This is a genomic window from Microbacterium paraoxydans, from assembly GCF_019056515.1.
Taxonomy (GTDB): domain Bacteria; phylum Actinomycetota; class Actinomycetes; order Actinomycetales; family Microbacteriaceae; genus Microbacterium.
The window spans coordinates 26,130-38,379 of record NZ_CP064874.1 but is presented as its reverse complement, the minus strand read 5'-3'; the positions used below and the strand labels follow the sequence as shown (position 1 = coordinate 38,379).

The 12,250-nt window shown below is 67.1% G+C and carries 13 protein-coding genes; 4 read left to right on the top strand and 9 right to left on the bottom strand.

All coding sequences use genetic code 11. The features are described from left to right. Positions 1 to 97: 97 nt before the first annotated feature. The 4 genes from IZR02_RS16945 to IZR02_RS16930 all read right to left on the bottom strand — a co-directional run bounded on the left by IZR02_RS16945 (position 98) and on the right by IZR02_RS16930 (position 4,936). Entirely contained in the window at positions 98 to 835 is a 738-nt protein-coding gene (locus IZR02_RS16945) for a 5-oxoprolinase subunit PxpA (protein WP_254385461.1), read from the bottom strand. Between the two features lie 52 nt (positions 836 to 887). Beyond that, entirely contained in the window at positions 888 to 2,342 is a 1,455-nt protein-coding gene (locus IZR02_RS16940) for an amidase (RefSeq protein ID WP_217316611.1), read from the bottom strand. A gap of 746 nt (positions 2,343 to 3,088) precedes the next feature. Then, positions 3,089 to 3,409 carry a transposase gene (locus IZR02_RS18140; RefSeq protein ID WP_438803953.1) on the bottom strand — a complete coding sequence of 107 codons (321 nt, stop codon included), beginning with the start codon at positions 3,407 to 3,409 and terminating at the stop codon, positions 3,089 to 3,091. A 252-nt stretch (positions 3,410 to 3,661) separates the two neighbouring features. After that, the gene (locus IZR02_RS16930; RefSeq protein WP_217316609.1) at positions 3,662 to 4,936 is read right to left on the bottom strand and encodes a type IIL restriction-modification enzyme MmeI; all 1,275 of its coding nucleotides are present in this window, start codon (positions 4,934 to 4,936) and stop codon (positions 3,662 to 3,664) included. A gap of 191 nt (positions 4,937 to 5,127) precedes the next feature. Between IZR02_RS16930 and IZR02_RS16925 the strand changes: the two genes are divergently transcribed. Genes IZR02_RS16925 through IZR02_RS16910 form a run of 4 tightly spaced genes read left to right on the top strand, consistent with a single transcriptional unit; the run spans position 5,128 to position 7,037 of the window. Beyond that, on the top strand, positions 5,128 to 5,628 hold the full coding sequence (locus IZR02_RS16925) for a hypothetical protein (protein ID WP_217316608.1): 501 nt from the start codon (positions 5,128 to 5,130) through the stop codon (positions 5,626 to 5,628). Continuing rightward, positions 5,625 to 6,578 carry a DUF3560 domain-containing protein gene (locus IZR02_RS16920; protein ID WP_005052750.1) on the top strand — a complete coding sequence of 318 codons (954 nt, stop codon included), beginning with the start codon at positions 5,625 to 5,627 and terminating at the stop codon, positions 6,576 to 6,578. Before IZR02_RS16925 ends, IZR02_RS16920 begins: the two co-directional genes overlap by 4 nt. Next, positions 6,575 to 6,796 carry a hypothetical protein gene (locus IZR02_RS16915; RefSeq protein ID WP_005052747.1) on the top strand — a complete coding sequence of 74 codons (222 nt, stop codon included), beginning with the start codon at positions 6,575 to 6,577 and terminating at the stop codon, positions 6,794 to 6,796. Before IZR02_RS16920 ends, IZR02_RS16915 begins: the two co-directional genes overlap by 4 nt. 7 nt (positions 6,797 to 6,803) lie before the next feature. Next, on the top strand, positions 6,804 to 7,037 hold the full coding sequence (locus IZR02_RS16910; RefSeq protein ID WP_005052746.1) for a hypothetical protein: 234 nt from the start codon (positions 6,804 to 6,806) through the stop codon (positions 7,035 to 7,037). 69 nt (positions 7,038 to 7,106) lie between these two features. Here the strand turns inward: IZR02_RS16910 and nrdH are convergent, their stop codons facing one another. The 5 genes from nrdH to IZR02_RS16885 form a co-directional block, all read right to left on the bottom strand. Further along, positions 7,107 to 7,367: a glutaredoxin-like protein NrdH gene (gene nrdH / locus IZR02_RS16905; RefSeq protein ID WP_005052743.1), complete on the bottom strand. Its 261-nt coding sequence runs from the start codon at positions 7,365 to 7,367 to the stop codon at positions 7,107 to 7,109. 51 nt (positions 7,368 to 7,418) lie between these two features. Continuing rightward, the gene (locus IZR02_RS16900) at positions 7,419 to 7,697 is read right to left on the bottom strand and encodes a hypothetical protein (RefSeq protein WP_139833205.1); all 279 of its coding nucleotides are present in this window, start codon (positions 7,695 to 7,697) and stop codon (positions 7,419 to 7,421) included. A gap of 58 nt (positions 7,698 to 7,755) precedes the next feature. Then, positions 7,756 to 9,867: an FtsK/SpoIIIE domain-containing protein gene (locus IZR02_RS16895; RefSeq protein WP_005052740.1), complete on the bottom strand. Its 2,112-nt coding sequence runs from the start codon at positions 9,865 to 9,867 to the stop codon at positions 7,756 to 7,758. A gap of 414 nt (positions 9,868 to 10,281) precedes the next feature. Then, on the bottom strand, positions 10,282 to 10,875 hold the full coding sequence (locus IZR02_RS16890; RefSeq protein ID WP_005052738.1) for a hypothetical protein: 594 nt from the start codon (positions 10,873 to 10,875) through the stop codon (positions 10,282 to 10,284). 126 nt (positions 10,876 to 11,001) lie between these two features. Next, positions 11,002 to 12,249, bottom strand: a complete 1,248-nt coding sequence (locus tag IZR02_RS16885) for a M23 family metallopeptidase (RefSeq protein ID WP_005052737.1) — start codon at positions 12,247 to 12,249, stop codon at positions 11,002 to 11,004. Position 12,250 lies beyond the last annotated feature (1 nt).

Below are 12,250 nucleotides of genomic sequence, written 5' to 3'. Positions count from 1 at the left end.
GATGTCCTGCGAGATGACAGTGGAAATTCCGGGCCTCTTGCGCGCCAGTGGGCTAAAGGAACGCGGCTGAACGACGGATCGAGCGCTGTGGTTACTCCTACTCGCCCTCCGCTCGAGGTGCGGACAGCCCGACCGCGACCTGCCGGTGACGCAAAGCAGATCGGACAGCTCGCACAAGCTCCGGGGCTTCGTCCGTATCGCTGTGCACACAGATCGTCTCGACGGATCCGAAGGCGCGGTTGCCCAGCATCGCTGCGACGCGGGAGGCAGCACCCTGCTCACCGCCGAGTTGATCGTAGGTCCACCCGAACATGACGACGTCGCTGCCCTCGTACGGGCGGTCCGCAAAGAACTCCCGCCGTACGGCAAGCCCGGCGCTCTCCGCGGCGTGCTCGGCGTGGGAACCGGGCAGCACGTACATCGCCAGCGTGGGGTCGAAGTCGCGGACGGCCGCACTGATCCCCTCCGCAAGATCGGGGCTCTTCGACGCCATCATGTAGAGCGCGCCGTGCGGCTTGACGTGGCGCATCCGAGCTCCGGCCGCCCGTACGAACCCGTCGAGCGCGGCCAACTGGTACAGGGTGTAGTCGTACGCGTCTGCAACGCTGATGTCGATCTCGCGTCGGCCGAAGCCGAGCCGGTCGGGAAGGCCCACGTGCGCTCCGATCGCTACCCCGTGCTCGATCGCGCTCCGCACTGCCTCGCGCATGCTCGCCGGGTCGCCCGCGTGAAACCCGCACGCGATGTTGGCGGACGTGATGAGCGGCATCAGCTCGTCATCGTTGCCATACCGGTACGCGCCGAAGCTCTCGCCGAGATCGGCGTTGATGTCCATCCTCCGCGGGGCGGGCCGTGCGAGCGGCGCCGACCCCTGCATCGGCCGCGCGTCAGCCAAGGACCGGCGCCCGACGCGCGTCGACGAGCGGGGCGAGGGCAGCCGCGAACTGCAGCAGGCGCTGCTCGGTGAACGGCGTGCCCAGCACTTCGAGCCCGACCGCGAGCCCGCTCTCGGTGAACCCGACCGGGATCGAGACGGCGGGGAAGCCCGCTTGCGAGGCGATGACCGTGTTGGTGGGGAACGTGAGGGCGGTGTACTCGCCCGAGCGGAGCCCGTCATGCGTCGGCGCCGGCACCTGCACGGTGGGATAGACGATCAGGGCGGCACCCGAGTCGGCGAAGAGCGTGCGCAGCAGGCGGCGGAAGTGCTCCTGGTTGAGGCGGAGGCGTGTCACCTCGGCATCGCCCTCGACCTGTTCAGGCCCGGCTGCGATCGCGGGGATGAGGTCGTTCAGCTCATCGAAAGAGGAGACGGGGCCTTTCCGTGACCCGAGGAAGCGGTTCAGGTCGCTCCGCGACTGCCTGTAGACCGACGTGTCGGAGATCCACTCCGGCAGGCCGTCGATCTCGAGGCCCTCGACGATCGTCGCACCCGCATCCGCCATCGCCGCGATCGCGTCGCGCACCACCCGGTTGACCTCTTCGGCGTCGCCCCCACTGCCGAACGCGGTCTCGAGCACCCCGACACACCACTGCGACATGGGCGGCGCGTCGACGACGGCCGCGGCGTATCCGCCGACCGACGGCTCCGTGGCGGCCACCGCCGTGTACTCGTCGGCGGGGTCGTACCCCACCATCACCTCGAGGAGCGTCGCGAGGTCCTCGACCGTGCGCGCCATCGGACCGGGGGTGTCCTGGAAGTGGACGAGCGGCGAGAACCCGGTGCGGCTGATCAGGCCGGTCGTCACCCGCAGACCGTAGATGTTGTTGAACGACGCGGGGATGCGGATAGAGCCGCCGGTGTCTTCGCCCACGCCCACGAGGCCGAAGTCGGCCGAGACACCCGCGCCGGTGCCTGCGCTGGACCCGCCCGAGTCGCGCGCCGGGTCGTACGCGTTGCGCGTGTGGCCCGTCCGCGACGACGACGAGAACCAGCCGGCCGCGAAGTCGCACATGGCCGTCTTGGCGAGGATAACCGCGCCGGCCGCGCGCAGCAGCGCGACGACCCGCGCGTCGGCCTCGGGGATGTAATCGGCGAAGGCGGCCGATCCGAACGACGTGGCGATGCCCGCCGTCTCGGCCTGATCCTTCACCAGGATCGGGACGCCGTGGAGCGGGCCGGTGAGCTGCCCCGAGGCGGAGAACGCGGCGTCCCGCGCCTCCGCCTCGGCGAGCGCCGACGGATTGACCGTGACCACGGCGTTGATCGCGGCCCCGTCGACGTTGTGTGCCGCGATGCGGTCGAGGTACCACTGGGTGAGCGCGCGCGAGGTCAGCTGCCCCGTGCGTATCCCTTCGTGGAAGCGAGCGATGGTGAGCTCTTCGACGTTGTGGTTCTGGGGCATCAGCGGATTCCTTTCGGGAGGGAGGTCGTCTGGTTCAGGCGGCCGTCGTGACAGCCGGGGTGCGAGAGGCTGTGCGGGTCAGCATGCTGAGCGCGAGGTACGCGACCGCCGAGACGGCGAGCCCGGCCACGACGGTCGACCAGGACGGTGCGGCGAGGTTGACAGCTGCGCTTCCATACGTGCTCCGCTCTTGTGATTTGTGATCACAGTAAGAGTTACGCACGTCCGCGTCGGGACGATTGCGTCCGCGTTACGGCCGCGTGAACGCGCGAACTTTCCGGGTCAGCAGACACGACGATGGTGGGCTGTTGGCACAACCTGTCCTGGTGCGGATCGGGGCGTGGTGCTGTTCCTGCGTTTCCTGTAACCGATACGCGGTTTTCCCGTCGGGGCACCGCCGCCGCGAACCCCCGGGCCCCCTCTATCTCTCGGCTGGGCCGTCAGGCGCTTCGTTCGGGTCGCTGATCTGAAGGTCGTCATCTCGCAGCAGCCCCTCGTCTCGCTGACTGAGGAGGACTGGCCTGGCATGACGTTCGCAAAGCCACGCGCTATCGAAGCGGCCGACTGCGGGTTCGCCGCAGGCGCGCCCCAGCTCCACAATGCGACATCGCGCGGTGTACTTCGGGCGAAGATGATCGGGGGCATCGTGTACCCGCGGCGAGGGCTTGCCATCAAAGGGGTGGCTGGGGCATCTCCATGAGTACCAGCCGCCCGATTCTCTACCTCCGCGGTCTGGCCAGTAGACGCTACTCGCGGTCCAGCGGCGTACGACCGTGATGTCCTCGACGGGGTACCAGGTGTAGTTCTTCTGGCCGACGCAGAAGGAGCATCGGTTCTCCTGAGGGTGCTCGGACTTGAGAGTTCGGTTCTCCACCTCGGACAGCTTGTAGGGCGCGCGCGAACCGCTTGTAGATCGAGTTCCACTTCCCGAACCGCTCCGGCACATCCCGCCAGGGCGCCCCCGTGCGGTACTTCCAGGCCATGCCCTCGACCGCGAGACGATGATCCGTCCACGGCCGCGACCTGCCAACCGGCACCGGCATCAGCGGCTCCAGAACAGCCCACACCTCATCCGAGATCTCCTGACGCGTCACACCATCGAGACTCGCCGATCCTGAGCCTGAACCTCTTGATCAACACGCCCTAGTGACGAAAGCGCTCGGGGCACAGGTGTTCAACCCGACGCAACTCACGCAGCTTGCGCAGGCGCCACTCGCGATCGGCGAGGATGATGTCAAGGCCGCCCTCGCAGTTGTGTTGGAAGAGCTGGGTACGGTGGCTGCAGACAATTCGTGGCAACCCGATCGGGCGGCCAAGAGTCACCTGCTGGCAACCGCCGTAACTGCACGCGCGGTCGCAGCAGCTGCTGCTGAACGCGCTACTCCCGAATTGTCGTAGAAGCCGGATGGCTTACCGCCGCTATCGTGAGCCCCCAGCCCACCCGAGTTGATGGCCGATCTTCCGCTGTCTCGTGAGACACCCGACTTGCGCATAAACGCTGGATCAAGGAATCGCATCAGCCCCATGTCCGCACGCAGCTTCTTGAGCTTGGCGGTGTCGTGGTACCCGTCCGTGAACCGCTGCCGCAGCTCATCGAGGAACATCGGGCCGATGACCTTCATGATGTTGGTCTCGGTGGTGTAGTGCTCGCCGAGCTCACGCCGAGCGGTCTTGTCTTTGACGGCCTGGAAGAGGCTGCCGAAGATGGCCGGCGAGATCGCCGACCAGTTGAACATTGCAGCCGCGATCAGCCGGTCACGCATGCCTGCGTCGAACGACGGGATCGACACCGATTCCTCGAAGACTCCACCGTTGACGTAGGGGAATCGCGAGATTAGCTCGTCGAGGTTTGACTGCCGACGAGACGGCTCACGTCCCATGACCTGGTACAGCAACGACAGCTGAGGCCCGAGGTCGGAACCATCCGTCGCGGTGCGGGTCTCGAGGAACTCGAGGAACAGATCGCGATCCCACACTCCGGCGTCATCGGCGTAGAGGGCGAACAAGGTGCGCACCAGGAACACCGACGCCTCGTGATCGTCGTACCCAGACCCCTCGAGGGCCTCGTAGAGGGACGCCATCAGCTTTGCCGCTTTGATCGACGCAGACTCCTGCGCCTTCGATCCGAAGGTGCGCTCACCGTACCCGGCGAGGAAGGCGAGCACGTCAGCGCGATCCCGCATCTGGGTCAGGGCGAACTCCTGCACACCCTCGCTCTCAGCGTGGAGATCGAGCAGACGGAACCGGCGGAAGTCGCTCGTGATTACCCACCGAGGAACCTCCGGGTCAGGAAGGTCGTCAATGTAGTCGAGCGCCTGCTGCTCAGCCGCGACGAGATCCTTGCCGGCGGACTTCATTTCGATCAGCGCGAGACCAGGGATCAGCGCGTCGATGTATCCGCGCGAGCCGGTCGACGAGCGCTTGACACGCTTCTCGTAGAACGCCGCGCGGGTCTGGGTTATCCCGTACACGCCGAGCAGATCCCGGACGAAGGACTGCGCTTGCTGTCGCTCGTCGCCGGGCTCGTCCTGCCAGTCACGGGTGAACTGCGCAGCGCGGGCTCGGATCTCATTCATCGACAACGACTTCGGCACGATCCCAACGCTATCCGGCCAGACCACTCGCACCCGGTACTACCCGACCTCCGTCCGCAGCGTGGCGGCTGCTTGGCGCCACCACCACAGCGACGACGACGACGACGACGTCTTGACATGAGCGCCGACTGATTCTAGGGTAGTGAATGTCACATTCACCACCTGAGGGGGTCATCATGCGCGCGTTTCCCGTGAACCGCGACACCATCGACCTGTTGGTCACCGCCGCCTACATTTCCACACCCGCCTACCGCAGCAGCACTCCGCGCGAGCTCGCCGAGAACGCCGACCGGATGGGTCAGAGCCTCTGGGATGAGAACTACGCGAGCGTCAGCTACGCGATCAAGCAGCACATCGCCGCACCGCGCTACGAATGGCAGCCGGTCGCCGAGATCGTCCCCCATGCCGATGACGAGCAGGCGTTGCAGATCGAGCGCAGCCGTCTACTGCTCGCCGAAGTCTCCTGCCATCACCCCGGATGGGATCAGTCCCCTGCGCGTGACCTCGTCGAACGCCTCGGCGACGCGATCGCGCGACGGTTCGCTCACCGCCCGCTCGTCGACTCCCCGGACCACCTGGGCGTGAAGGAGTATGAGGGCCTGCATCGCGCCGCCGAGGTCTGGGAACGGGAGATCGGATTCCGCCACCCTCTCACGCACGACGCGGCCGCGCGGGAAGGGAGCCGGCCATGATGCTCACGATCATCCACGCGGCCGCGGAAGGCACCCTCATCGAAGGGACCAGCCGGGGCGACGGCACGGCCGATACTCTCAAGGCCAACGGCTGGCGGTGGAGCCGGGCGCTCGGATCTTGGTACATCCCCCACTCCCGCGACCGCGAACCGAAGATCGCGATCATCAACCGCACCGCCGAGCAGCTCACCGCTGCCGGGTTCGTCGTCGAGATCTCGATCGACTATGAACGCCGGGCCGCGGCCGTCGTCGAGGCTGACCTGGTCGACCGCAGGAACGATCGCGCTGCCGCCCTGGCGGTGCGCGCAGATCGACGACACCAGGACGCCACCGAAGAGGCAGAGCGCGCGGCCCGCGCGCTGCGACGCCTCCCCGAAGGTGGCGAGCCCATCAAGGTCGGACACCACTCGGAGGCCGGCCACCGCCGAGCGATCGGCAAGGCGGACGCGGCGATCCGCCGCTCCATCGACGCCGACGCGGCGGCACGGCGCGCCCAGGTGCGTGCCGACGTCGCGGCCGCGGCGACCGATGCACGGTATGCGCCGATCACCGTGGCGAACCGGATCGAGAAGCTCCGCGCAGATCGCGCCGGCATCCGTCGACGTCTCGACGGGTCAAGCCGCACCCTTCCTGGCGGGTATGTCGAGGTCACGGCTGCAGCCACCGGCGCCTACGCCGAACGGCTCGAGAGGGAGCTGGCCGCGACCGACGATCAGCTCACCTACTGGCAGGAGGTCCGCGCCGAGCAGGTCGCGACCGGCGCGGCCACCGACCACAGCAAGGACACCATCAGCGTCGGCGACCAGATCAAGTACTTCGGCGCCTGGTGCACCGTAACCCGCACCAACCCGAAGAGCGCCACCATCGTCGACGCCTACGGCCACCGCGGCACAGTCCCTTACACGCACATCCGCGAGCACCGTGCCGGCCAGAGCGGAGCGATCTCATGACCATCGCCGCCCGCCCCCGCACGATCCCGGAGCCCACGACTCGTTGGCTCCGCCGTCTCGTAATCGCGCTGCTGTACATCGCAGCCGCGGTCCTCTCTGGGTGGCTCGGGATCCTCGCCGCGCCGATCCTCGATCGCATCATCGTCACCGCCGCGGCGGTGATCCTCGTCCCCATCACCATCGCGCTCGTGATCGACTTCTTCAGCAACCCAGATTGAGCGTCCGATGCCCGCCTACAAGGTCCAATGGCAGCAGCGCGTCGACGTCACCGCCACCGTCACTGTGGAGCTCGACGAGCTCGCCGACTGGGCATGCGAGCATCTCGGGCTGCGCACCCTCGAGGCCGGTGCGCCGGCAGGCGCGGCGCCGGCAGGGGTTCGGATGATGCTCGAGCGGAACGGGCCTCTGCGGGAGCAGCTGCTGCAGCGGTGGGCAGCGGCGCACATGCCGCACAGATGATGTCCCGCTCCGATGAGCAGAGCAGAGGCCCCACCGGCGAAGAGCTGCCGGTGGGGCCTCTGTCGTCAATCACGCGAGCCGTTGCGCGAGCTCGTCGATCTTGTCGGGACGGAAGCCCGACCAGTGATCCTCATCCGTGATGACGACCGGTGCCTGCAGGTAGCCGAGCGACTTGACCTGTTCGAGCGCTGCGGCGTCTTCGCTGAGGTCGACGACGTCGTACTCGATTCCCTTAGCATCGAGCGCGCGGTGTGTCGCGACGCACTGTACGCATGATTTCTTGGTGAACAGCGTGATCGTCTTGTCGCCGTTCGTCAGTGTGGTTGTCATGGGTGATCTCTCCTCCTTCCTGGGTCTCGTTTGCTGAGCATGGCGGGCAGCTCAGACACGGGCAGCCGCGCGGCGCTTGAGCCACACGATGAGCGCGATCGCACCGATCAGGATCGCGAGGATGACGAGGATCTGTCCCCAGCCGAGGCCGACGCCGTCGACGACGGGGATCGCCACGGTTTCACCCTGCTCGAGCAAGTGGTACTTCAACATCCACGCGCGCAGCGGATCGAGGAACATCCCCAGCGACACTGCGCCACTGGCCAGGACGAGCACGGCGATCAGCAGCAGCGAGATCCAGTCGTCTTCCGACACGCTCTGGTTCGACACGCGATTCATCCCTTCTCTCGGGGCCGGTAGGCCCGCAGCATCATGACGGCCACGACGATCAGGCTGCTTCGGGTCGGCGGTAGCTGATCACCGAGTTGTCGAAGAGCGTCAGCAGCCCGTCCTCACCGCTGTCGAGGTCGCGGTATTCGATCGCGAGGTACTCGTCGTCGACGACGTCGGGCTCCACTCCTTCGACCACTCCCCACAGCCCCAGAGTCGCGTCGACGAGCAGGAGATCTCCGACCTCGAGCTCCACCGCGGGGCCCTCGAGGGATTCGCCGTATCCGTCGCCGTCAGCGGCCGCGTCGACGTCCGGTGCATCGTCGTCGACTTCGGGCACGAACCGGACCCGTTCACGAGAGTCCAGTGGGGTGACATTGGAGGGTCGAAGCGCGTCGTGCTTGGTCGTCGACGGTACCGATGCATCCCAAGCGACAATCTCGGCCGAGGACCACTGGAAGTAGTCGGGCTCGAGCTCCTCCCCCTCGCCGTCGTCGGTGAGCTCCGCTTCCGGGTCGCGCACCATCATCCGCTCGTAGTCGGCAGCGTCGGGACGCAGCGCCGCCAGGTGATCCCAGTCCGCCTTGTCGGTGGAGTCGAGCTTGGCGGGGTCGGGGGTGTAGAACGCCTGAATCTCGACGGGCTGAGATTCGGCGTTCAGAGTGACACCGCGGCCACGCTTGTTGCGAGGGATCGCGACACCGACCGCGAAGCTGTCCCACATCATGTTGGCGCCCTGCGGGGAGAGACGACCGAAGCTGACGCGGGCGCCGAAGTTGTCTCGCATCTCACCGCCGAGGAACTCGACGTCGGGGCGCTGCAGACCGAGCAGGATGTGGATCTTCGCCGACCGTGCCAGTCGCGCGAGATCGGAGAGCAGATCGAGAACGGGGGCCTGCGCCGGCGCACCCTTCGGCTTCACCGTCTTGTACCAGCGCTGCACGCGCGCCTTGAACGTCGCGTACTCGTCGATGATCAACGCGAGGGGGTCGAAGTCCTCGAGCCGGGCCGTGCCGTTCTCGAGCTGCGAGTACCGCTCCTCCATGAGCTCGTGCGCAGCGTGCAGCATCCGCACCTGGTGCTCCACCCGCGCGCCGACGAGCTCGACGTTGGGCCAGTCCCGGAATCCGGCGAACTCGATCCGCTTCCCATCGAGTACCCACACCCGCCAGTGAGCGTGCGCGAGATGGGTGAGCACCGTGTGCTGGAAGCTGGTCTTTCCCGATCCGGTTCCACCGATGACGAGGCAATGCGGGGAGACCGCCGGATGCCACGACTGGATCTGACCGTCTTCGTCAGGACCGATCGGGATCTTGAACGCCTTGTAGGCGGCGTGGGTGAGTGCGGCCGCGGGCTCCACTTCGTGCAGGACCATGTCGGGCATCGTCGGTCGGACCTCGAACGTGATCTTGTCGCCCTCGAGATCCCAGTGCGCACGCCACCGGCCAGGGAGCATCGAGGAGACCACCTTCTCGACCTGGGAGCGCCGCGCCGCGATCGCCATCTTCGGTCCCACGTTGTGCTTGACGTCGATCTTCGAGACCGAGCCGTCATCGGCACTCTTCACCGAGACGCTCGCGGTCGGGTCGATGACCAGCTTGACGACCTCGATCGCGCGCTGCTGCTCACGGGAGACCGGATCACTCACGGGTGCGAGCTCGACGACGAGCACGCACCGCCTCGAGTTGTGCTTGCGTACCCGGTACTCGGCACCAAGCCTGCGTGCAAGGCCTGCGAGGATCTGGTCGACGAAGCGGGGGTCGGTGTCATCGACGTGCGAGGCGTACCGGATCTTGATGCGCTCCGGGAGGCCCACCCATCCACGAGTCCACTTCACCGGCACGACGAGAGCACGGGTTGGCTGTGCCGCACCGAGCATCGGAAGGACCGCCTCGATCGCCGGGTCCATCCGCCCTTCCCGTTGGAAGGTCCGCACGCCGGATGCGACCGCGCCGGCGGCGAGCAACACGGCCACGACCCACACCAGCGGGATCAGATCGGTGAACGGGCGCACCGCGTTCAACCCGGTGGCGGCGGTCGCCAGTGCGATGCACAGCAGCGCCGGGATGATCCCGGTCAGCTGACGCCGAGGAAGAACACCCAGAGCCACCGTCGCCGGTGCAGGTGGGCGCGCCGGCGGACGAGATGCCACACGAGTTGTCGTTGCCATTCGAGCCTCCTGAGTGGGCCGAGTACTTCACGACCCTCTTGCGAGGTATAGGCCGGAGATCTGCTCCTTCGCGGACATCGCGGATTCTCCCCGCGTCTGACGCACTCGTGATGTCCCCTGTGCAAGAGTGTGCTCGAGGAGATCGCCACGGCGGCTGGAAAGGGTTATTGCGCCACATCGCGGCGCAGACCAGCGCAATACCTCCGCCACACCCGCGCTTGACACGGGTGATAGGATCAAGCCCGATCGGCGTTCTGCCGCAGGCACGGTTGTCGAATCGAGCTTGAACCCCTCCCCCTGGGAAATATTTCCAGCAGGCACACCCGCGCAGTTATGGCGCAATACTGCGCCGCACATCGGCGGCATACTGCACCGCACACCCGGTGCAACACGTCGCCGTGGCGCGGAGTCGGGTCAGTCGTTGGAGTCGGTCGGCGGGGTCTGCGCCTGTCGCCGGCGCTCCCACTCGCCTCGCAGCCATTCGCCCTGTCGTTGTGCTGCAGCGCGGCTGATCCCTCGCGCCTTGGCCGGCGCCGGCGGGAACGGGGCACCCTCGTTGTAGAGCTGCTCAAGGCGGTCGGCTTCCCGCATGAAGGCGACCTCGACGAGACCGGCCAGCGCGGGCGCACCCTCCGGCTCATCCCTCGTCGACCACCACGCAGCCTTGAGGCGCGCGTGCAGCGCGACCGGCAGGTAGTAGGTCTGATGGCGGTATCCCGCGGCTCCTCTTGGGTTCACACCCTGGGCACGGTCGGGGGCAGGAGGGAAAGGGGAGCCGGCGTTGTAGAGCTGCTCGAGGCGGTTGGTCTCGCGGCCGATGGCGACCTCGACGAGACCGGCCAGCGCGGGCGCACCCTCCGGCTCATCCCTCGTCGACCACCACGCAGCCTTGAGCCGTGCATGCAGCGCGACCGGCAGGAAGTATGCGATCGAGCGGTAGCCGGTGGCCGACACTGACCCGGCGGGTCGGTCGGTGTCACCAGCGGCGTTGACATCTGTTGAGGGCACGAGTCACCGTCTGGGTGGGAGAGGCTTCGGCCCCGTTTCGGGCCGGGGCTGCCCCCAGCCTACAGGCCGGTTTCCAGGCCGTCAGGAGGGTTACATGCCGCGAGTTGACTCGGTTTTCCAGGGGGGTCAGAGGCGTCGGCAAGTGCCGTCTGTGGGACAGATCTCGATGCCATACAGGCGGAGGAACTCTTCGGGGTTCACGTAGCCGGCGTACTGCGAGGGGGCACCGAGTGCAGTCGCCTCCTGCAGCCCGGCGACGGCCTGATTCGTCGTCCCGTTCTTGTTGACGGCCAGGTGCAGGTGGCATCCCCCACTGGGCGGCACGTTCCCGACGACACCGATCTGCTGGCCGGCGGTGACGGTGTCTCCGACGTCGACGAGCCGCTCGCTCTTGTACATATGCAGGTAGGACACCACGAACCCATCGGGGTGCTTGATCGACAACCACAGTGAGCTGCTGAGAGTCACCGTGCCCGGCAGGACCGCGTAGACAGGGTCGCCGCACGGGTTTGGCCAGCGCTGCAGGTCGATTCCGACATGCCAACTCGACGCACCCGGAACGGTGATGTCGCGCGGCCCGTAGCCGGAGGTCATCTGGTAGCCGGCCGCAAGGGGGAAAGCGGCCTGCCCGACGACAGTGCTGCTGTCGCAGCTGATCGACCCGCCGACCGCGGTGATGATCTGCTGTGCTGCGGGCTCCCACTTGTCGTAAGCGGTCGGGTATGCGGAGACCTGCACGGTCTGCGCGGCCTCCCCCAGCCCCATGTCCTCCCAGCCGGGGATGTCGAGCAGCCCACGCGGCGATCCGCCGTTGGGGCCCTCCTCGCCGCCGAAGAACGCCTTGGCTGCGTAGAGGGGGTCCATGAGCTCCTCGACGGTGCCCCAGCCCGACACACGCTGCTGGAAGTAGTTGACGGAGTCGTGGTCGCTGCCGACCGCGTCGTGCGGGTAATCGAGGGACTCAGGCACGGAGGAGTTGGCGTACATCTTCAAGCCGGACTCCTGCAGCGCGGTCATGATCGCGATCTGCTGGCCCCGCGCGGACACGCCCAGTGAGCGGGCGACCGAGAGGATGGTGGCCGCGTGGCCGAGCTCCGTCGCACCGAGGGTGCGGGTCGATCCTCCTGTGGTCTGGACCTCGAGCTTGTCGGTGGTCAGCGACCCCGCGGTGCACTGCGACGACCCACCGCCGGAGGCGCCGGCGATCGCCATCATCAGGAACATCGTGTAGCCGGCGAAGAGCACCACCGGCACCAGCACGAGCGCGATCACCCAGAGGACGACCTTGCGCGAACCACCACCGTCCCCGTCGTCTCCCCCATTGACGGCGCCGGCGACGTCGGCAGAGCGCTCGAGTACTCCCGATGCGGACATG

Excerpts from the sequence above, each read along its gene's own strand:
- IZR02_RS16945 (WP_254385461.1), bottom strand. The coding sequence starts at position 835 with ATGGACATCAACGCCGATCTCGGCGAGAGCTTCGGCGCGTACCGGTAT.
- IZR02_RS16920 (WP_005052750.1), top strand. The coding sequence starts at position 5,625 with ATGATGCTCACGATCATCCACGCGGCCGCGGAAGGCACCCTCATCGAA.
- IZR02_RS16910 (WP_005052746.1), top strand. The coding sequence starts at position 6,804 with ATGCCCGCCTACAAGGTCCAATGGCAGCAGCGCGTCGACGTCACCGCC.
- IZR02_RS16885 (WP_005052737.1), bottom strand. The coding sequence starts at position 12,249 with ATGTCCGCATCGGGAGTACTCGAGCGCTCTGCCGACGTCGCCGGCGCC.
- nrdH (WP_005052743.1), bottom strand. The coding sequence starts at position 7,367 with ATGACAACCACACTGACGAACGGCGACAAGACGATCACGCTGTTCACC.
- IZR02_RS16940 (WP_217316611.1), bottom strand. The coding sequence starts at position 2,342 with ATGCCCCAGAACCACAACGTCGAAGAGCTCACCATCGCTCGCTTCCAC.
- IZR02_RS16895 (WP_005052740.1), bottom strand. The coding sequence starts at position 9,867 with ATGGCAACGACAACTCGTGTGGCATCTCGTCCGCCGGCGCGCCCACCT.
- IZR02_RS16915 (WP_005052747.1), top strand. The coding sequence starts at position 6,575 with ATGACCATCGCCGCCCGCCCCCGCACGATCCCGGAGCCCACGACTCGT.